The organism is Streptacidiphilus sp. MAP12-16, assembly GCF_041262165.1.
GTDB lineage: Bacteria > Actinomycetota > Actinomycetes > Streptomycetales > Streptomycetaceae > Streptacidiphilus.
The window spans coordinates 61,052-80,046 of the sequence record NZ_JBGCBY010000014.1 but is presented as its reverse complement, the minus strand read 5'-3'; the positions used below and the strand labels follow the sequence as shown (position 1 = coordinate 80,046).

The following is an 18,995-nucleotide window of genomic DNA, read 5'->3' as shown; positions in this document are numbered from 1 at the left end:
ATGGCCGCACGCCAGGACACCCGGCTGAAGCGGCGTCGCCTGCTGATGGTCGGCGGAGCCGTGATCGGCGTGCTGGCAGTCGGTGGCGCCGGCGCCGGGGTGCTCATGATGAACGGTCACAGTTCGGACCAAAAGGCACCGGTGGCCTCCCCGAGTCATCATCCTCAGCCGACCGGGTCGTCCGCACCAGCACCCACTCAGGTGCCGACGGCTGTCTCTCACACGGTCGGTTCCATCGCTCCTCGACAGGGGTCGATCCCGCTGGGGCTGGGCGTGGATGCCAAGACCGGCACGGTGGCCGGCTACGCCGGGCAGGCACTGAAACTGCCGAGCGGTCCGAACTCCTTCGCCATGACCTCGACGCCCGTCGTGGACACATCCAAGAGCTTCACCGTGTCGGTCCGGGTACTCGGCGACTCCCCCTCGGGGAACCGTGCCGTGGTGAGCCAGGGAGCGGGCTCGTTCTACTCGTTCTCGATCGGACGGGTGCTTTCCGGCGGCGGCAACCACTGGGTCTTCAAAGTCCAGTCTCCGGGCGGCGGTTCCAAGAGCGTGCTCTCCAAGGGAGCGGCGGCGCTGAACCAGTGGACCGTGCTGACGGGTGTCTACGACGTGTCGAGCCATCAGCTCCGGCTCTACGTCAACGGCGCGCAGCAGGGAATCCTGGATGTCCCGGGTATCCAGGAATCCACAGGAGGGCTTCAGATAGGCCGGGTCAGGTCGAACTCGCAGTGGGTCGACCCCTGGCACGGAGCGGTCACTGACATTCAGGCATGGGATGTCGCCCTGTCGGTCTCCGACATCGTCCGCGTCACGGCGGGACCGACTCCCGCACCCGGGAGTCCGGCGACGGCGGCCTGGTTGACCGGTTGATCCGGCAACGCCGTTCGGTGTTCCCTCCAAAGCGTGACGGAACCGTGTCCTGGCGTGTTCCGTGCGCGATTGGACGCTCACCTAACATTGCCAGGCGCCCTTGGGCGGATGGCCTCCGCTTGATGTCAGGCCGATCACTCCGATCAGGAATGAGTTTTTGATGAGTTCGGGTGGCCAGTGGATTCGGCCTGGTAGGACCGGGTCGGACGCCCATTCGGGGTCGTCGCCGCGTCCGCAGCAGGCCGATCTGCCGCAGCCCGCTGCTGTGGGAACCGACATCCCTCACTCCTGGGGTGCTGGCGCGTCGGCTGCAGTGTCGACGCCGATCGCGCCGAGCTGGGCCGAGGACAGCGTGCGCCCTTCCCGGCGGCACAAGACCACTCCGGCGGTCGACAAGCCCCCTCGGGCAGCGTTCCGGGCGGACTGGTTGCCGCTGCTTGTGGTCCTCCTGGTCCAGGGCGCTCTGTCCTATCGGTTGTCCGCCATGAACACGGCGTTCCTCGACGAGGGCACCTACCTCTACTCGGGGTACCAGGAACTCGCGCATCTGCTCCACGGCCATCCGGTGTCGGCCTATGAGACGTTCTTCTCCGGTGCGCCGGTCATCTACCCGGTCGTGGTGGCGCTGGCTGACCTGGCCGGCGGGCTGCAGGGCGCGCGGATCCTGAGTCTCCTGTTCATGCTCTCCGCAACGGTCGCCGTCCATCTGGCGACCCGCCGCATCCGCGGTTCCGTCGCGGCTTTCTTCGCGGCAGCACTGTTCGCGGCCCTCGGCCCCACCCAGTTCCTGGGCATGTACGCCACCTATGACGCCATGGCGCTCGCCTGCTTGGCCTGGGCGGGCTACTTCGCGGTGCGGCTGGCCACGGGCGGCGGCTACCTGAACCTGATACCAGCAGCTCTGGCGATGTCCCTGGCCGACTGCACCAAGTACGCCTCGTTGCTCTGGACACCTGTCGTGCTCGGCATCGCGGTCTTCGCAGGCCGAAGCGGCTCGCCCTGGCAGTGGACCCGATGGAAGCGCGGCCTGTGCCTGCTGGGCGCCTGGTCGGTGGCGCTGGCCGTCCCGGCGGCGCTCGCAGGAAGCAGCTATATCAGCGGGTTCAACCACACGACTCTGAAGCGCAATCCGGGCCATGACGCTCCGTCATACGTTGCGGAGGCCGCAGCCAAGTGGGTTGGCCCGCTCCTGATCGTGGCTCTGCTGGGCGTCGTGGTGACCTGGTTCGCGACCCGAGCCCGTGAGGACAACGGGCGTTCCGAGTTCTGGCTGACTCTGGTACTCCTGCTGGGCGGTCTGCTCGCGCCGGTGAACCAGGTCCGTATCCACACCTGGCTCTCGCTCCAGAAGCACGTCGACTTCGGTGCCTGGTTCGCCTGCATCGTCGCCGGGATCCTGCTGGCGCGGATCTTCGCAGCGCTGCGCCGACGGGTGCACCTCGTCGCGGGGGTTCTGGTGACAGCTTCGGTCGTTGTCCCGATGGGTTACGTCGGTGCGGGTCAGGCGAAGGACATGTTCACCGCCTGGCCGGACTCCGCGTCCTTCGTCGCCAGGCTGGAGCCGTACATCCACAAGGGTTCCGACCAGTACCTGGTCGAGGACTACGACGTTCCTGCCTACTACCTTCGCGACTCCTCCAGTTGGCAGCAGTGGCACGACCTGGTGGCGATCAGTTACACCGACTCCAAGACCGGCCGACACCTGTTCGGAGCACCTGCGATCAAGGCGGCCATCGCCGACCACGCCTACAAGATCGTCGTGTTGGACTTCGCCGAGACCCCGCAGATCGACAAGGAAGTGCAGCCCTCGCTCAAGAAGTCGGGCTACCGGGTGCTCACCACCGTCGTCAGCGAGAAGAGCGGCACCCCAGGTCACTACACCATCTACCTGGCTCCGGGATTCGGGAACTGAACCGGGCTGGGGCGGCGGCGACGGGGCGACGGGGCGACCGAGGTCTGGACCCTGCGCCCGGCCGGGGTGCGGACTCGGGCGTCGGCGGTGCGATGCGCCGGGTACCGTCAGAGGGTGGCTACCAAGGGATTCAGACTGAGGCGAGGCGGAGCACCCCAGCGGAGCGGGACATCGCTCGGGGCACCCGGCGGTCCGGCCGCACCGGCCTCGCAGCAGGGGTACGAGCCCTCGCAGAGCACTGACTTGAGTGACTTGAGCGAGGACGACTCCCCGGGCCACACGCGGTCGTTCTCTGTGGATCCGAATGCGGGATTCGCCCCGGACGTCGACGGGTTCGGGGCGGCCGGTGGGGGGACGTCGCCCTCCCCGACGCCGACCAGCGTGACTACGTACCGTGCGGGCCAGTCCCACCCCCAGGTCGGCAGCGAGCGGCTGGCCTGGCGTCCGCTGCTGGCCGGGATCTACCGCCACCCCGAGCGGACGTTCGCGCAGATGCGCTGGCACCAGGTGTGGTCCCCGGCGCTGATCGTCTCCGCCGTGTACGGGGCGCTCGTGGTCTTCGGCTTCGGCACCACCCGCGACCAGGTGCTGCACTCGACCTTCTCGCTCGCGCTGACCATCGTCCTGTCGAGCGCCGTCGGCTTCATCCTTGCCGGGCTGATGTTCGGCGGCGTCACCCACGTTCTCGCCCGGCGGCTCGGCGGCGACGGCGCATGGGCGCCCACCATCGGCTTCGCGATGCTGATCACCTGGACCACGGACACGCCGCGGCTGCTCTTCTCCTTCTTCCTTGCCCCTTCCAATGCCTTCGTCCAGGTGCTGGGGTGGGGGACCTGGCTGCTCTGCGCCGGACTGCTGGCGGCCATGGTCCGGCAGATGCACGACCTGCCGTGGGGGAAGGCCGCGGGGGCGGCCGCGATGCAGTTGATCGCACTGCTGATCGTGATCAAGCTGCCGACGCTGGGGTGAGCTCCTGTGCCGTCGCGAGCCGTCGCGGGTCCTGCTCGGGTGTGACCGGACCATTGGCGCCGGGTGAAGATGGTGTCATCCGTTCCGTAACAGCAGGAGACAGCGATGCCCTTTCCCTTCCCGATGACGTCCACGCAGGTGAGCTTCCCGGCGGGTGCGGTCGAGGGCCGCTCCACAGTCCTCGCCTCGGAGCCGCTGCCGGGAGGGCGGTACGGGGTGGTCACCGAGGCCACGCCCTTCCACCCGCTGGACCACACCTGGCCGGACCAGCCCGCGGACACCGGAACGCTGGCCAGCCTGCCCGTGCTGGACTGCGTCACCGGGGCGGTTGGCCCGGAGGGTGAGTTCCTCGTCGGCGCGGACATCCCGGTGCGGCGCGGCGAGGAGGGCTGGGCCTGGCTGGTGGTGCATGTGGTGGACACTCCGGTGGCCGTGGGCTCCACCGTCGAGCTCCGGGTGGACGCCGACAGCCGCGCCGCCCTCAGCGCCTCGCACACCGGCTGCCACCTGCTCGCCCTCGCTCTCAACGCGGCCCTGGCCCCGCGCTGGCGCAAGGACCCGGGTCGCACCGACGCGCTGGGCCACCCGGACTTCGACAGCCTGGCGATGGACTCCTCCCGGATGGACACCCAGGCCAGCACGGACGTCTACCGGATCGGCAAGTCCCTGCGGAAGAAGGGCTTCACCGCCGACGACCTCGGCACGAACCTGCCCGCCCTGACCGCAACCGTGAACGAGCGGCTCGCAGCCTGGGTCGCGGCTGACGCCCCGGTGCGCGTCGAAGCACCGAGCCCCGAACTCACCGCACGCCGCCGCTGGGCCTGTGACCTGCCGGAAGGCCATGCCTCGATCTTCTGCGGCGGCACCCATCTGCACCACCTCGGCGAGCTCGTCGCACTCACCACGGAGCTGCGGCTGAGCGACGACGGCAGTGAGCTCACCGCCGTCACCACACCCAAGCGGCGCTAGCGGGCACAACCCGTCGGCGGGGCCCGCTCGCTCTGGCTACTACGCCAGGAACTCGACGGCTTCCCGCCGAAGGGCCTGCTGGATCTGCTCGCCGGTCAGCGTGCCGAGATCCGCCGGCACGGAGCTGCGCAGCCGGGCGCACAGGGGACACCGGATAAGCCGCCCGGGCCCGATTCGCCGCGGCCCGAGATTCTGCAGCGGGAACGTGGCGGTGCTGAACAGGTGCCCCTCGGCACAACGGACGACAGTGCGCTCCATTGTTTCCTTTCCCCATCGGACGAGTCGCCGCGCCGAAGCCGCATGGACAGGGTCTGACCTGGCCCAACTCGCTTCACTGCACGGGTATCCGGGCGCCTGGCCGACTGTCCGCCGCTTGCCCGGCGCTGTCACATTAGGGGATGTTTTGGACATCACATCCAATGACGCGCCGACCGCCCCGCCACGGAAACCGCCCGCCACAGTACGCCCACCCGCCCCACACCCACCACCCGCCCAGGGCACGCCACGCCCCACCCCCGAGTGGTCGCTGCGAGCGGTCGCAGCCATGGGGTAGAGTAAACGCCGAAGGCCGTACCTGACGGCTGATCACGCGGGTGTAGTTTAATGGTAGAACATGAGCTTCCCAAGCTCAGAGCGCGAGTTCGATTCTCGTCACCCGCTCCATATGAAAGCCCCAGGTCAGAGACCTCGGGCTTCGTTGTTGTCTAGACCAATTGCATGCCGCCGTGCCAGTTGCGTGCCAGATTGACGCTAACGGACAGTCAGATTCGATCATAAGCGGTCACCGTTCGTGCAATAGCGGTCGATTGGCATGCGATCGTCTCAAATGGCGAGACAGACTTTCTGTGATCTGGGTCACTTGATTTGGCAGGTGCCCTCCGATCGCGACTGCCGCGCAGGTTTGGCGACAATCCACAAAGTGGTGCTCACTGCGATGCCCGCACCAACGCTGGCCAGCGCAAGGGCCGCAGCTATGCTCCGGCCTGTGACCGCCATCCAGCCCGAGCCCCTGACCCACGAAACGGCGTCCGCCCTGCTCGCTGCCTTGCCCGCTGAGATCGGTCCCGGACTGAGCGAAGCCGAGCTGGAGGCGATCGAATGCCGGTACGGGTTCACCTTTGCGGATGACCATCGGGTCCTGCTCCAAGCCGGGTTGCCACTGGGCCGGTCCTGGCCGGACTGGCGTGACGGTGATCCGCAGGAGCTTCGCAACCGCTTGGACGCCCCCGCCGACGGGGTCCTCTTCGACGTGGAGCACGCCGGCTTCTGGTACCCCGCCTGGGGCGAGCGGCCGGAGGATCGCACAGCGGCTCTGCGGCTCGCCCGCGAGCATCTGCTCAACGTCCCGCAACTGGTTCCGGTCTTCGGGCACCGCTACCTGCCCGCCGGCAGCGGGCAGAGCGGCCACCCCGTGCTCTCCGTCATGCAGACCGACATCATCTACTACGGCAACCACCTCGCCGACTACCTCCACCACGAGTTCGGCGGACCCGCAGCCGCCCTAACCCGCACCCGAGCAAGCGTGCCCTTCTGGTCCTACTTCCTCGGCGAGACCGGGATGCCGAGAGAGGTCGTCATCACCACGCCCCACGACCCCTACGCCGTCAGTGCGGACGAGGCAGTCGACCACCTGCGCATGCTCGCCATCGAACAGCGCCTCGGCCGCATGGTCGGCTCCGACCAGCTCATCCAAGCCGCCCTGGTCGCCCTCGTCTTGGACGTAGACACCCCGGCCCTGCGGGTACTGGCCGGCCTGACCCGCAATGAGGAACCGCTAGCCAACGGCCTCTTCGTCCAGGTCATCGACGAACTCGGCCTCGCTCCCGCCATCCCCGACACCCAGCCGGCCGCCCGCTGGACCCTGGTGCGCTGGTGGCTCCGGCTGATCGCCAACGGCAGTCTGAACCCCGTCGAGGGTGGTGACCTCATCTGGTACGAGGGCTGGGACAAGCTGGGCCACCCGGACGCGCTGCGCCCGATCATCGGCTGGACCAGCGAGTACGACGACTGGACGCCGAACTACACGTTGCCCCGCGACACCTACAAGGACCGCATCATTCAGGAGGCCCACGCCCTCTTGAATGGGCCGTGGCCACCAGACAGTTGATGAGCGATGGAGGCGGCATCCGGGAGAGCTGCAAATTGGATGCCGCAGGAGCGGTGTAGCGGAGGGATTGTGGTGTTCCAGCTGGCGAGGGGCGCAACCGGGTTCCGGGGCGCCAAGGACGACCCGCTCCCGGGGACCGACCTACAAGCATTCCGAGCTGCCTGGCACATGGCCGCACGGACCTCCGACGGGCAGGTGGGCGCGTTCGTTCGGCAGACGTATCCGCGGAGCTTCCACGCGGCCACGGTCGCGGACCGAAACGGCACGCACGTCGTCCTGTGCCACGCCCATCTCCCGCTCATCGCCTTCGCCGCCGACCAGCGGCCAGGCTACGTGGACGAGTTCCAGGACCCTCCGGTCTGGTCGAACATCTTCTCGGACGCAGGATTCACAGTGCTGTCCGCTCACCTGCTCAACTCGCCGCTCAGTCAGGTGGACACCTCGGACCTGCGCCCTGCCGAATGGATGCAGATCCGGTACTGGCGCGCCACCAGACTGGGCGAGGTGCTCTTCAACTCCTGGGACTGACCGCGCTCCCGCATAGTCCGGTCCGCAATTAGGCCGGACTGGGTGGCCGCCCAACCGGGCAGCCATGTCCTTGCACTGCACGCTGATTGACGGGGCATCCGTTCGGAGTCATCGCCAATAGACGTGGATGTGCCGCGGCAGGACATCCACGAGAACCCAGAAGGCCACGCTGCCCAGGAAGGCGGAGGCAACGGAGCCGAAGGGCGAGGCCGGGTCCGGCCACCTCCACCGGGGCTTTCGGTGCGATGGCTCTGAGGTCGCGGTCGGTGGGACGGACGGGGTCGTGCGGTCGGGGTGGGCAGTCATGGCGGTTGGTCCTCCACAGTTCGTCGCGTTGCTGACGTTGGGAGGTTGCCGGTTGCCCAGTCCGGGCGAAGGCGCGCGCGTGTTCACCCGGACTCTTTCTCCACCGGGGTCAATCCGCACAGTGCTTCAGTGCCCGGAAGTCGTCGGACAGAGTCGTCTTCGAGGGCTTGCTTGGTGCCTGGAATCCCTCGCTGGCCAGGCGGCGCGTCAGCTCGCGGCGAAGCCACCCGCCCGCCGTCCGGTCCGAGTGGTCCCACGTCGTACGGAGGAGCTGCACTGTCACATCGGGCTTGTCGGCGATGAGTTCCTTCAGGAGCTGCCGACGGATCACGGTTGGTCGCGGCTGGGCGCGCCGACCGGTGGCTGCGGCGTAGGGGCGGCGGAACTCGCGGCCCCCGGCCTGTTCGCGGACCAGCTTGCGGATCCGGTCGGCATTGCGGGCCATCACCTCGGGCCGGCCGTCGCGCGCGGAGGTCGTGCGTCCGTCCGGCGAGATCGCGGAGACGCCTGGCGGTTGCAGCTCGTCGGCAAGCACCACCGGATTGTCCCAAGTCATCTCGTAGCTGTCCGCCACCAGCAGGAGGAGCACCGCGATCAATGCCTGGTCAGATCCCCAGGGTGCGTCCACGTGCACCTCAGCGCGATCGAGGACCTGCACGATCAGCTTGACCAACTGATGGAAAGCCGCAGCGATGTAGCCAGCTGCTTCCCGCTCCTCCTCGGTCAGGAGCCACGCTCCCGGTGCGGTCGGGTCGAACGGGTTCGGGCCCACGGTGCCGTCCGGGAAGGAGGGCCCGATACCGCACACCTGCCAGCAGAACCGGGTGATTTCCACCTGGGAGAGCAGGTGGCGGGCAAGCGGTGCCACGATCTCGCCAGCCTTCGGGGCAGCTGTCTCGACCGCCACACGCACTGCCGGATGCCCCAACCACGATGCGGCGACCTGGCGTGCCCATTCCTCCTCGTTGCGGTACCACTTTTCCACGGTCTCGTCGGTCACCCTCCTATCATCACCCCGAGCAGGGACACCTCAGTCCTGATGGCTTCCGCAACCAACTGGGCTGGAGCACCCTGCCCGCAGCGTGGCGCCGGGGGCGATGCGGTTAGCGGATCACCACGTCATGATGATCGCTGGCGACGATCTTGCCGTCCTTGACGATCCACACCTCCACGTAGTGCCTGCCCCGGTACTTGGTGCGCTCGTGGATCCGTGTTCCGCGCCCTGGCTTGATCTCACCTCGCAGGCCTTGTGCATTCTCGGCATCCGGACCGTGGTTGCGGATCTTCCACCAGATCTCGTACGGCTGTGGGGCGTCGGTGGTCACCGTGAAGTAGATGTCCCGGCCGACGGGGGCGAAGCCGGTCCGGCGCAGGTCTGCTGACCCGGTACCGATGGGGTTCGCGACTCGGGCCTCGATCCGGGCACGGCGCCCACCGGCGAGGCGCAGGCCCATCTCCTCGATGAACTTCTCCGACGGTGCCCGCGTGGCCGCTTCCCTCAAGGCCGGCTGCTCGGCCTTGGCGAGGGAGGCTTCGGTTGTGGTGGCGGGTGCCCTGAACCCGTCGCCGAAGAGGTCTTGCCAGAGCTTGATGCTCTTGTCCTTGTCCTGTTCGTCCAGGGCGGTACGCATCCGGGTCGCATACGACTGAATGTGTTTGGCGAAGTTGGTGTACCGGTCCTGGTCCCACCGATGGTTGAAGCTGGTCTGCGGGCAGCTGGGGTCGGCGATGATGGGCATCTGCGGGTTGAGGGCCAGCCAGGTGGCGAGGTCCTCGATGAGGTGGACCAGTGTGGTGGCTACTCCGCTGTAGCGGTTGTCCGTGTCGTAGACCTGGACACGTTCGCCGAGGAGGGCGGTCAGGATCACCGAGGGGATGCTGAAGGTGTCCTTGGAGTCCCGCAGGTACTTCACCAGGCGGATGACCTTGCGCAGGTTGCCGCCGGTCAGCGAGTCCTTCTCCTTCATCCACTCTGTGTAGCCCTCGGGATCAGTCTCCTCGAACTTCTCCTCCTCCGAGTTGACGATCACCTGCAGCCCGCCAGGCTGGACGAGGTGGGGGACGATGTCGACGTGGCAGTCGCCGGTGTAGTTGATCCGCACGCAGCGGTTCTTCTTCACCACCATCGACTTGTAGGTGCTGCTGCGCTTGAGTGCGGCGTACAAGGCATTGAGGTACTCCGACGGCGTCGGAGTCCATGCTTCAACGATGGTCAGGTTCAGCAGGAAGTCGGCGTCAAACTCGTCCTTCTTGCCGGCCACCGGTTTGATGATGGTGCGATGAGCCCAGGAGCCCTGTCGGGTGGTGCCGAGGATCAGCGGGCCGAGGATCGAGTCGCTGTTCAGGAAATTCATGATGGCCGTCACCCGGCCGTCCAACTGGTCCAACCTGGTCTGATTGAGGTTGACGGTGCCCTTGAGCAAGGTGGTGAAGTGCCCGTTGAGTTTCACTTGATCTCCAGCGCAGGGCGGTAGCCGCCGTTGGTACGGTCGTAGATCGTCAGACTGGGGTGGACATGGCGGTCGTGAACACGGCCCAGGCTCACCGCAGCGGACAGCGGCACAGCGGGTAAGACGTGCAGACGGCGTACGCGCTTCGCGGTGGCTTCGATATCGGAGAACAAGGCACGCAGGCGCTCCTGGAAGCTGGCCAGGCTGTCGCGGTGGCGCATGATGTCGGGGGATGCCATCGCTTCCACCGGGCTGATCCGATAGCGGCGCAGTCCCGCCAGGTGAGGCGGTAGCTCTCCGGGCTGGATAGTGCCGGAAATGTTGAGTACCAGCACGGCCTCCTCGTCGGGTGGCACGTCTTGGTCGAGGTGCGCCGAGAAGGCGACCGCCGGTTCGTCTTCGCTCCATGTCCAGGTCTCGTCGTGCCGGTGGCGCTGGTAGACGTCGGTGGGCACGGTGTCGTCGAGACGTGACCCCAGGTAGACGAGGAGAGGGATCCGGGCGAATCCGAAGACGCTGATATGGGCGACCTGGTCGCGGGAGATGCCCTCGTTGAGCTTGTTGTCGATCACGTTGTCGATTACCGCCTTGGCCTGGCGGTAATACTCGCCGTTGGCTCCGTCCTCTCCTGGGACGTCACGGAGGTCGATCGTGGCTTCGCCGAGTACATGGCGGAGCTCGATCTCGATTCCGTGGCGTGAGTAGGACTCCAGGAACAAGGGGACGCGATCACCCGAGGTGAGTACGGCGGACGATGCAGACTGACGGGTCAGTTCGACTTCGTGGCCGCGGACCTGGCCGATCATGCGTAGCACGGTAGTCGCGCGGTCTGGTGCGATTCCTGTGACGTGCTTGATCCGGTCTTCATGGGCGCGCTTGAACGCGAGCAGCTTCTCGACGGTGAAGACGTCTAGGTTCTCCGGTGCGTCGATCTCGTCGTGCTCGTCGGCACAGACCAGCATTACGTTGTCCGCAGTGTCACGCTCGACTAGGTCGTTCTGCCCTCGGGGAGATCCTGCCGTGCTCTGCTGGCCGACGATGTGGGCGAGCTCGCCGAGGCGGATGGTCTTGTTGGCCAGGGCCCCGTCGAGGAGGTAGCGATTGCAGATCGTGCATCGACCCCCGCTGCGGACCCACACCTCAAGTCTGACCTTCTCGGGCAGGGCCTTACGCTTGTAGCCGCTCTTCTCCGTCGCCAACTGAACCTCGCAGGCCGTGAAACCACGCGCATGAGCAGGGGATCCTGCGTCATAGGAGAACGCTACGCCCGGGGTCTGACACTTCGGCCGACCTCGCGTGCCGCAGCTCCAAACGCGACCACGTCGTACGAGCCGGGTGAAGGTCGAGCGGCCTGGACCGACGATCCGATCGTCGGTCCAGGCTGAGCCTTTGGAGCTCGCTACACCTCTTCTCGCCGCTCCGCCGAGGCCGCAAGGCTGGGCAGCGTCTTGCGGCGCCTGCTGCGGATGTCGACGACGGCCGCACTGATGCCGTCGGCGATCTTGCGCTGCTGTTCGGCGGTGGCGTGCTGGTAGATCATCGCGGCGCGCACCGAGGCGTGCCCCATGTGGGCCATGAGGTCAGCAAGGCTGGCGCCGGTGTTGGCGGCCAGGGTGTTGCCGGTGTGGCGGCTGTCGTAGAGGCGGAAGTCGGGCATCCCGAGTTCCGTGCGGGCCTTCCTCCACTTACGGCCGAAGGTGGAGCGGCGGAAGGGGGCGCCGCGCTCGCCGAGGAACACCAGTCCGTCGGGCTCCGGGGAGGCGTAGAGGGCGAGGTGGTGGTCGATGTCGGGCAGGATCTCCGGGGGTATGACCACCGAGCGCTTGCCGGCCTTGGACTTCGGGTCGCCCACCACACGCTTCCCGTTGCAGAGTTCGGGTGCTGCGCGACGCACCCACACCACCCCGCGGGCTCGGTCGATGTCCGGGCGTCGGAGCTCGGCCAGTTCCTCGGGGCGCAGGGCCATGAACGCGGCCATGAAGACCAGGAGCTGCCAGCGCGGTCCCATGCGGTGGGCCAGCTGCAGGACTTGCTCGATGGAGGCGACGCCGCGCTCCTTGGCGTTCTCCTTGCCCGCTCCCTTGATCCGGCAGGGGTTGCGGCGGAGCAGTTCGTCCTCGACGGCGGTGCCGAGGATGGTCTTCAGCAGGCGGTACGCCTTGGCGGTGGTGGTGGCCTTGCCGGTGGCCAGGAGGTCGGTGCGCCAGGCACGGACGCGCGGGGCGCTGATCTCGTCGAGGTTCCAGACCCCGAAGACCGGGGCGAGGTGCAAGCGCAGCAGCCGTCGGTACAGCTCCTCGGTGGTGGCTCCGAGGTCGCGCTCGTTGATCCAGGTCTCGGCGTAGAGGGTGAAGTTGACGGCTCCGGCGAGGGGGTCGCGCCAGTCCCCGCGCGCGAGGTCGGTTTCGACCTCGGAGAGCCAAGAGTTCGCCTCACTCTTGTTGGCGAAGGTCTCCCTGGCGGTGCGCTCCAGGCCGTCCGGGCCGAGGTAGCGGGCCTGGAAGCGGCCGGAGGGGAGTTTGCGGACGGAGCCGAAGCGGCGGCGGCGACCGGTGGAGTTGGGCATTCAGACAGACCTCCGGAGAGTGGTGCGACGCGGGGAAGCGGGCACCAGGTTGGCGGCGATGTAGGCGTCGAGCGCGCTGCGGGCTATGCGGACGTGCTTGCCGGCCTTGAGGTAGGGGATGCGCCGTTCGGCGATGAGTCGGCGCGGGAATCGCTCGGTGGTGCCGAGGATCTCGGCGACCTGGGCGACGGAGAGGTAGCAGTCGGTCAAAGAGGGGAGCCTCCGGCGACGGCGGGGGGCGACGCCGTCGCGTTGGTCAGGAAGGGGGGTGGTGGGGGCCGCAGGGGCATGGCGAGGCTGGGGCCAGACCTTCGCCGTGGGGCAGGAGACGGCGGGTTGGGCTGGGGTGCTTCAGGCCCGGCCGACCGAGGGTGCCGCTAGATCGCTCTGCTGCGAAGGCGGCTGGATACGCGGCTGAGCGTGGCTGGGCTAAGGGCAGCCACTGTCCGGGCGCGTCGGGAGTGCTCACCGACGATGGACGGCAGGTCGCCGTCGGGGTGCGGGTCTTGCGGGGGCGGTGCGCCCTTGTCGTTGGTCAGTAGTAACTGCCTTCCGTGATGTGGTTCCAGAGCCCCTGTGCCTCGCGTCCGTCGCCCAGAATGCGGATGAACTGGACGAGGAGGTTCTCCCCGGCCTCGGGATGGGCCGCGAGATAGGTGGCGGTTGCGACGACCCCGTGGTGGAGGCGGTCCTCAGCTGTCTGCGTCTCGGTGAACGCCTCCACCACCTCCTGGACGAGTCTTCTGGCTTCGACGTCGAGGTTCGCCAGGGGTGGGGACATGAGTTCTTCGAGGGGCAGCTCGAAGACACGGGCGAAGCCGAGGGCCTCGTCGAGTGTGATCTTGCGTCGGGGGGTTCCGTTCTCGATGCGCCAGACGGCGGTCTGGTTCATGGGGACACCGGCGCGGGTCATGCGGGCGGCCAGCTCCGTGGTGCTCCACCCCCGCACTTCTCGCTCAAGTCCGATGCGCGCAGCGGCGTTGCCCTCGCTGAACAGCAGGGGCGCCCTGGCGGACTCCGCTTCCCACATCCCGACCTCCTCTAAGCGTTCTTGTCACCCTACCGACAATGTTCCCGTTTGAAACGCCTCCTCTCCGATTTGCATACGCGTGGTCCGCATGGTACACATGATGCATGAGGGAAAGCAAGCTAGTCAAACGGGAAAATCGGAGCACTGGCTCCGCCGCCACCGGAGTGGCCCACAGCGAGGTGGGTGCTGCGGTGCGGCGTGGAGTCTCGGAAGGCGTGGCTCGGAGTGGCCACTGCCAGGAAAGGAGGCCGTCGGAGGTGGTCGCATCGGCAACCTGATATGTGATCAGGGTCTCTACGATCATGCCGAGTTGCCCGGGGAACGGGTGGTACTGTCCCTGGTCCACGAACTGAATAGGCGACCCCGGCAGCGCTGGAACGCCCCGGGGTCCGGCACCAAGGAGCTGGAACTCCCGATGCGTGTTCATCGTAGCCGCCACCTGAGTGGCTTCACCGTCCTGCCCAACGCCCTCCTCCAGGACCGGCGGTTGTCGTACACCGCCCGTGGCCTGCTGGTCGACCTGCTCTCGCGCCCCGACAGCTGGTCCGAGGACGGCCGACGGATGGCCGACACCAGTCCGCAGGGCCGCCACACCGTGGCCAAAGCCCTGCGCGAGCTGGCCGCCGCCGGCTACTACCGGGTCGACAGGGTCCGCCGCAACGACGGCACCTTCGTCAGCGAGGCCCACGTCTGGGACACCCCGCAGCAGGTCGGTCCGGATCTCTCCCGTCCGGGATCCGGTTCCTCGGCATTCGAAGACGCGGGCTCCAACCCCGTAAAGGACCTGGAGAAAGCACCCTCCCTCCCCAGCAGCCGCAGCGAGCGCGCGCAGACGCACGAGCAGCAGCCCGGCTGTACTGAGCCGGGAGGGAGGGCGGATGCGACTCCCGACAAGACCGACTCGGCAGGTCCGACGGACGCGACCGTCGGCGCAGTGGTCGCCGCCCTGTTCCGGGTGATCCGACCCGAGCCGCGTCTGCGCCTGGGCACAGTCGAGGCTGCCGAACTCGCTCCGCTGGTGGCGCGGTGGCTGGAGCGCGGTTGCACCGAGCGCGACCTCGCTGCGGCGCTACTGCCGGGGTTGCCCGAGCGTATGCACTCGGCTGCGGCACTGCTGCGCGACCGGCTGCTGCGCAAGCTCCCACCGGCCCCGGAGCCCGTGGAGGCCGCTGTCGCACGGCAGTGGCACGAGTGCGGCCGATGCGCCGACCCGGTCGGACGACCGGGCTTGTGCCGCCCTTGCGAGGGCGTCGGCGAGCGGACGGTGAAGGTCGGCGGCGGTGAGGCCAGCACCGCACGGGGGATCGCCATGGTCCGCGCTGCCATGCGCCCCACCAACCGCATCCCCACGCTCAGCGCAGCCTGAAGGCCGCCCCAGCCCGCCGTCTGGACCGGGCTTCACCGCTGACCCCTCGTTCCCGGGGCAGTCCAGCAACCCCGGACGCCCCACGCGTCCTGCCCCCGCCCGCACCCGTACACCAGCCGCCGACACCGCACCTCCGGCGTATCCCCCACCCATCCCTTGAGCACCCTTCTGGAGCGCCCTTGCCCACTGCCGCCATACCCTCCTCCTCAGCCGTGACATCCCGTTCCGCCGGCCATGCGGCCACATTCTGGGACCGCCTCGCGGTCCTGCTGCTCGGCGCAGCCGGATGCGTCCTGTCGTACGACGCGCTGCGGCAGATGGCCTTCGCCATCCACGTCCGCCCCGCCCTGACGTACCTGTTCCCGGTGGTCATCGACGGTTTCATCGCCTACGGGGTGCGCGCCCTGCTGGTCCTGCGCGCCGCACCGCTACGGGCCAGGCTCTACGTCTGGGCGCTGTTCGCGACCGCCACGCTGGCCAGCATCTGGGCCAACGCCCTGCACGCCGTACGCCTGAACCAACTCCCCACCACCGGGACCGAACTGCGCCTGGGCGACACCACCGTCGGCATCCTGTCCACCCTGGCCCCGCTCGCCCTGGCCGGAGCGACGCACCTGCACATCCTGATCACCCGCCACGGCGGCACCCGTCTCCCGACTTCCGGACACCCCGCCGACAGCGCGCAGCGGCCCGTCCCCGCAGCCGGTCCGGTCCCCGCGCCGACGCCGGCATCAGCACCGGCACTCGGGGTACTCAGCACCGTCCCGGCCACGGGCGCGGAGGCGGATCAGGAGCTGGTCCCGACTTCCGGAGACCCTGCTGAGACCGCGCAGCCGCTCGCCCTCTCAGCTGAACCGCTCCCCACGCCGACACCGGCACCGATACCCGAGGTGCCCAGCGCCGTGCCCGCCACGGACATCGAGGCGGACCCGGAGCTGGTCCCAGACCCCAGTCCGGACAGCGTCACCGAGCCGGACCAGCTCTTCGACTGGGAGGGTTTTGCTGCTGGTCAGGGCGGTGCTGGGACTTCCGGTCGGCTTGCCCACCCGGGTCGTACCGGGCGTCCCCCGGCCGCGTCCATTGAGGAACTGGTCCAGCTCGTGCGCGCCGCGCACCCCGATCTGGACGACCTCAGCCGCAGCTCCGCCCGCGCCGCGATCACCGAACGGGGACTTACGGTCGGCGCCGAACGGCTGACCGAGGTCCTGGCCCGCCTGCGCCCCGACGCCGAAGCCCGTCCCCGCACGGGCCTGGCTGCCGACCCCGACTGACCCACCCGCAGGGGTGGTCCGGGACGACTTCCGAACCACCCCTTCCCCACCCGCGCGAACCCCTCGCACCACCGGACCAACCACCTGCCACCCCGCGCTAGAGCGGGGACCGCAGCCGGACACAGCTTCCACCCACTCGCCGAACTTCGGAGCCGCCCATGCACGACCGTCCCGAACAGCACCCGTCCGCCTATGACACCGCCGCAACTACCCTGGTCAACAGCGACGTTGAGGTCCCTCGTGCGACCGGCGGAGCCAGCAATAGCCTGCGACCCTCCTACGGAGGGTCGCAGGCGCAGGCCCCCGCCCAGGGGGGCGGGGGAGCTCCGGCGGGGGCGCCGGAGCAGGGGGTCGCGGCCGAGGGCAGCCGCGACCAGCAGGAGGAGCCACACCCCGCCGCGACGCCGAACGTCGCCGCTGCTGCGTCGTCCGCGCCGCTCGTCGTGCGCGCGTCCGCCGCCGCTGCCGTACGACGCAAGCCCAAGCGCCGCAAGCGCGACGCCGACGATCCCAAAGAGCCCGTCAGCGTGCGCTTCAGCGATGCCGAGCGACAGCACCTGCAAGCTCAGGCCAAAGCCGCCGATCTGAGCCTGGCCCACCTGATCGCCCGCCGCGCCCTGGCCGACCAGAGCACCGGGATGAGCGCCGACGCCCGGGTCGAGCAGCTGGACTCGGCCATCGACGAGCTGGCCGCCACCCGTAGCGACCTCGCAGCCTGGGGCAACAACCTCAACCAGGTCGCCCGCCGCCTCAATACCGACGGAACCTTCCTCACCAGCCCCGCCAAGAACTTCCTCGCTGCCGCCCCCGCACTGCTGGACCAGGTGCAGGCCAAGGTGGAACATGTGGACGAGGCCGTCCACCGCATCGCCCGCCGCCGGGGCCGCGCATGATCGCCTCCGTCACCCGGGGCGACCGCACCCGCGGCATCCTCGCCTACGTCTACGGCCCCGGAGACGAGGACGAACACACCGACCAGCACACCGTCGCCGCCTTCGAGCCCCTGCTGTTCGACCCGGGCCTGGACGCGGACCCCGAGCGCGCCCTGACCCGGTTGGCGAAGATCCTGGACCTGCGCGTGGTCCAGGCCGGCGCGAGCGCGCAGAAGGACCACGTGTGGCACTGTTCGCTGCGTGCAGCACCCGAGGACCGGCACCTGTCCGACACCGAGTGGGAGCAGATCGCCCGCCGGGTGATGCACGCCGCCGGCATCGCCCCCACTGGTGACCTGGACGGCTGCCGGTGGGTGGTGGTGCGCCACGCCGAGGACCACGTCCACATCGTCGCCACCACCGTGCGCGCCGACCTGACCGGCGCCAGGCTGCACAACGACTGGCAACGCGTCATGGACGAACTCACCCTCGTCGAGCAGGACTACGGCCTGCGTCAAGTCGAACGGGCGGCTTCCGGCAAGCGCACCGCGCGGACCACGGTCAAGCGGCCCACCCGCGCCGAGATCCACAAGGCCAAGGCCCAGGGCCTGCCCGAGCCCAGCCGTGCGGTGCTGCGTACCGCGGTGCGCGAATCGCTGGCCGGAGCGGTCTCGGAGGACGAGTTCCTCGTGCGTCTGGCCGGGCACGGGGTCCAGGTCAAGGTCCACCGGCTGCCGTCGGGCGACGCGAAGGGCTACTCCTTCCACCTGCCCGGCGACCGCAACGGGGACGGGCAACCACTCTGGTACTCCGGCAGCAGCCTGGGCCCGGACCTGAGCCTGCCCAAGATCCGTGCACGCCTGTCGATCACCGCCGACGAGCCCGACCCTGCCATCGCGCAGGCCCGGAGCGCTCGTCCCGCCCTCCAGCAGGCCGGGCGCCTGGCCGACCAGGCCCTGGACTCCTTCACCGCGCCGTACCCCGGCGAAGAAGAGCCCGATCAGGAGGTATGGCAGGTGTGGGCGGCGGGGTTCGGTGAGGTCCTCGACGCCTTCGCGCAGACCCACCGCGGATCCCAGCGTGCCCAGATCGCGGCTGCCGCGAAAGCCTACGGACAGGCCGCCTACCTCCACGAGCGCGCCGCAGAGCAGGAGATGCGGGCGCTTCGCTCGATGGCCCGCGCCGTGCTGGCCGGCGGCCCCAGCCACGGGGCCCTGGAGGGAGACGCGATCGCCGCGTTCCTGGACGTGCTGATCCTGATCGCCGTGGCCCTGCACCGCAGCCACCGGGCCGCCGGGCACACCCAGCAGGCCCGCATCGCCCAGGCCACCGCCGACCAGCTCCGCACTGCCTACGCCCAGGCCGCCGCCAAACCCTTGGCCGCGCTGAAGGCCCAGGGCGAGCGGCTGCCGCCGACGGTCCGTGACCACACCACAAAAGCCGTGCACCAGGCCCTGCCCGCGAACCTGGCCGTACGGGTCCTGGGCGGCAAGGACTGGCCCGCACTCGCCGCCACCCTCACCCAAGCCGGGCAACTCGGGCACAGCCCCGCCGGACTGCTCCAGCAGGCCTTGGGCGCGCGCGAGATGGACAGCGCGGAGAATCCGGCCGCTGTCCTGCTGTGGCGCATCCGCCGCACCATCGACCTCCCCGCACCCGCCAACGTGAAGAAGCCGGCCAAGCGCAAGCCCGCCACACCACCGGCACCGCGACCGGCCATCGCGCCCACGCCGCCCCCCACCCGCAGGCGCTGACCCGCTTCCCGCACCACCTCCC

Annotated in this window: 17 protein-coding genes and 1 tRNA gene; 11 read left to right on the top strand and 7 right to left on the bottom strand. The window is 68.8% G+C overall.

All coding sequences use genetic code 11. The features are described 5' to 3' along the window. The 4 genes from ABIA33_RS20055 to ABIA33_RS20040 all read left to right on the top strand — a co-directional run bounded on the left by ABIA33_RS20055 (window position 1) and on the right by ABIA33_RS20040 (window position 4,723). Entirely contained in the window at window positions 1-873 is an 873-nt protein-coding gene (locus ABIA33_RS20055) for a LamG-like jellyroll fold domain-containing protein (protein ID WP_370083612.1), read from the top strand. A 313-nt stretch (window positions 874-1,186) separates the two neighbouring features. Beyond that, the gene (locus ABIA33_RS20050; RefSeq protein WP_370083610.1) at window positions 1,187-2,785 is read left to right on the top strand and encodes an ArnT family glycosyltransferase; all 1,599 of its coding nucleotides are present in this window, start codon (window positions 1,187-1,189) and stop codon (window positions 2,783-2,785) included. A gap of 381 nt (window positions 2,786-3,166) precedes the next feature. Next, complete coding sequence (locus tag ABIA33_RS20045) at window positions 3,167-3,754, top strand: Yip1 family protein (RefSeq protein ID WP_370083608.1); 588 nt, start codon at window positions 3,167-3,169, stop codon at window positions 3,752-3,754. A 105-nt stretch (window positions 3,755-3,859) separates the two neighbouring features. Continuing rightward, entirely contained in the window at window positions 3,860-4,723 is an 864-nt protein-coding gene (locus ABIA33_RS20040; RefSeq protein WP_370083605.1) for a metal-dependent hydrolase, read from the top strand. Window positions 4,724-4,762: 39 nt separating this feature from the next. On the opposite strand, the gene ABIA33_RS20035 is transcribed toward ABIA33_RS20040, so the two are convergent. Further along, window positions 4,763-4,981, bottom strand: a complete 219-nt coding sequence (locus ABIA33_RS20035) for a hypothetical protein (protein ID WP_370083603.1) — start codon at window positions 4,979-4,981, stop codon at window positions 4,763-4,765. A 331-nt stretch (window positions 4,982-5,312) separates the two neighbouring features. Here ABIA33_RS20035 and ABIA33_RS20030 point away from each other — a divergent pair. From ABIA33_RS20030 to ABIA33_RS20020, 3 genes are all read left to right on the top strand, one after another. After that, window positions 5,313-5,386 (top strand) — tRNA-Gly (locus ABIA33_RS20030). A 322-nt stretch (window positions 5,387-5,708) separates the two neighbouring features. Beyond that, a complete protein-coding gene (locus tag ABIA33_RS20025) occupies window positions 5,709-6,830 on the top strand; it encodes a hypothetical protein (RefSeq protein ID WP_370083601.1) in 1,122 nt (373 codons plus the stop codon). Window positions 6,831-6,998: 168 nt separating this feature from the next. Then, a complete protein-coding gene (locus ABIA33_RS20020; RefSeq protein WP_370083599.1) occupies window positions 6,999-7,358 on the top strand; it encodes a hypothetical protein in 360 nt (119 codons plus the stop codon). Window positions 7,359-7,773: 415 nt separating this feature from the next. On the opposite strand, the gene ABIA33_RS20015 is transcribed toward ABIA33_RS20020, so the two are convergent. The 6 genes from ABIA33_RS20015 to ABIA33_RS19990 form a co-directional block, all read right to left on the bottom strand. Next, window positions 7,774-8,664, bottom strand: coding sequence for a hypothetical protein (locus ABIA33_RS20015; RefSeq protein ID WP_370083597.1), 891 nt, complete (start codon window positions 8,662-8,664; stop codon window positions 7,774-7,776). A gap of 103 nt (window positions 8,665-8,767) precedes the next feature. Further along, window positions 8,768-10,114 carry a cyclic GMP-AMP synthase DncV-like nucleotidyltransferase gene (locus ABIA33_RS20010; protein WP_370083595.1) on the bottom strand — a complete coding sequence of 449 codons (1,347 nt, stop codon included), beginning with the start codon at window positions 10,112-10,114 and terminating at the stop codon, window positions 8,768-8,770. Continuing rightward, window positions 10,111-11,313 (bottom strand): SAVED domain-containing protein, encoded by a 1,203-nt coding sequence (locus ABIA33_RS20005; protein ID WP_370083593.1) that lies wholly within the window; start codon window positions 11,311-11,313, stop codon window positions 10,111-10,113. Before ABIA33_RS20005 ends, ABIA33_RS20010 begins: the two co-directional genes overlap by 4 nt. Before the next feature lie 200 nt (window positions 11,314-11,513). Continuing rightward, window positions 11,514-12,680: a tyrosine-type recombinase/integrase gene (locus ABIA33_RS20000; protein WP_370083590.1), complete on the bottom strand. Its 1,167-nt coding sequence runs from the start codon at window positions 12,678-12,680 to the stop codon at window positions 11,514-11,516. Further along, the gene (locus tag ABIA33_RS19995) at window positions 12,681-12,890 is read right to left on the bottom strand and encodes an excisionase family DNA-binding protein (RefSeq protein ID WP_370083588.1); all 210 of its coding nucleotides are present in this window, start codon (window positions 12,888-12,890) and stop codon (window positions 12,681-12,683) included. 325 nt (window positions 12,891-13,215) lie between these two features. After that, window positions 13,216-13,710 (bottom strand): helix-turn-helix domain-containing protein, encoded by a 495-nt coding sequence (locus ABIA33_RS19990; protein ID WP_370083586.1) that lies wholly within the window; start codon window positions 13,708-13,710, stop codon window positions 13,216-13,218. 415 nt (window positions 13,711-14,125) lie between these two features. Here ABIA33_RS19990 and ABIA33_RS19985 point away from each other — a divergent pair, with 415 nt between their 5' ends. The 4 genes from ABIA33_RS19985 to ABIA33_RS19970 all read left to right on the top strand — a co-directional run bounded on the left by ABIA33_RS19985 (window position 14,126) and on the right by ABIA33_RS19970 (window position 18,973). After that, a complete protein-coding gene (locus tag ABIA33_RS19985) occupies window positions 14,126-15,076 on the top strand; it encodes a hypothetical protein (protein WP_370083584.1) in 951 nt (316 codons plus the stop codon). Window positions 15,077-15,288: 212 nt separating this feature from the next. Then, the gene (locus ABIA33_RS19980) at window positions 15,289-16,347 is read left to right on the top strand and encodes a DUF2637 domain-containing protein (protein ID WP_370083582.1); all 1,059 of its coding nucleotides are present in this window, start codon (window positions 15,289-15,291) and stop codon (window positions 16,345-16,347) included. A 158-nt stretch (window positions 16,348-16,505) separates the two neighbouring features. After that, on the top strand, window positions 16,506-17,240 hold the full coding sequence (locus tag ABIA33_RS19975) for a hypothetical protein (protein ID WP_370083580.1): 735 nt from the start codon (window positions 16,506-16,508) through the stop codon (window positions 17,238-17,240). Beyond that, window positions 17,237-18,973, top strand: a complete 1,737-nt coding sequence (locus tag ABIA33_RS19970) for a mobilization protein (RefSeq protein ID WP_370083578.1) — start codon at window positions 17,237-17,239, stop codon at window positions 18,971-18,973. Before ABIA33_RS19975 ends, ABIA33_RS19970 begins: the two co-directional genes overlap by 4 nt. Window positions 18,974-18,995 lie beyond the last annotated feature (22 nt).

What these genes read in the sequence shown, in the direction of transcription:
- ABIA33_RS20055 (WP_370083612.1), top strand. Translation starts at nt 1, where the DNA reads ATGGCCGCACGCCAGGACACCCGGCTGAAGCGGCGTCGCCTGCTGATG.
- ABIA33_RS20040 (WP_370083605.1), top strand. Translation starts at nt 3,860, where the DNA reads ATGCCCTTTCCCTTCCCGATGACGTCCACGCAGGTGAGCTTCCCGGCG.
- ABIA33_RS20035 (WP_370083603.1), bottom strand. Translation starts at nt 4,981, where the DNA reads ATGGAGCGCACTGTCGTCCGTTGTGCCGAGGGGCACCTGTTCAGCACC.
- ABIA33_RS20020 (WP_370083599.1), top strand. Translation starts at nt 6,999, where the DNA reads ATGGCCGCACGGACCTCCGACGGGCAGGTGGGCGCGTTCGTTCGGCAG.
- ABIA33_RS20000 (WP_370083590.1), bottom strand. Translation starts at nt 12,680, where the DNA reads ATGCCCAACTCCACCGGTCGCCGCCGCCGCTTCGGCTCCGTCCGCAAA.
- ABIA33_RS19990 (WP_370083586.1), bottom strand. Translation starts at nt 13,710, where the DNA reads ATGTGGGAAGCGGAGTCCGCCAGGGCGCCCCTGCTGTTCAGCGAGGGC.
- ABIA33_RS19985 (WP_370083584.1), top strand. Translation starts at nt 14,126, where the DNA reads ATGCGTGTTCATCGTAGCCGCCACCTGAGTGGCTTCACCGTCCTGCCC.
- ABIA33_RS19975 (WP_370083580.1), top strand. Translation starts at nt 16,506, where the DNA reads ATGCACGACCGTCCCGAACAGCACCCGTCCGCCTATGACACCGCCGCA.
- ABIA33_RS19970 (WP_370083578.1), top strand. Translation starts at nt 17,237, where the DNA reads ATGATCGCCTCCGTCACCCGGGGCGACCGCACCCGCGGCATCCTCGCC.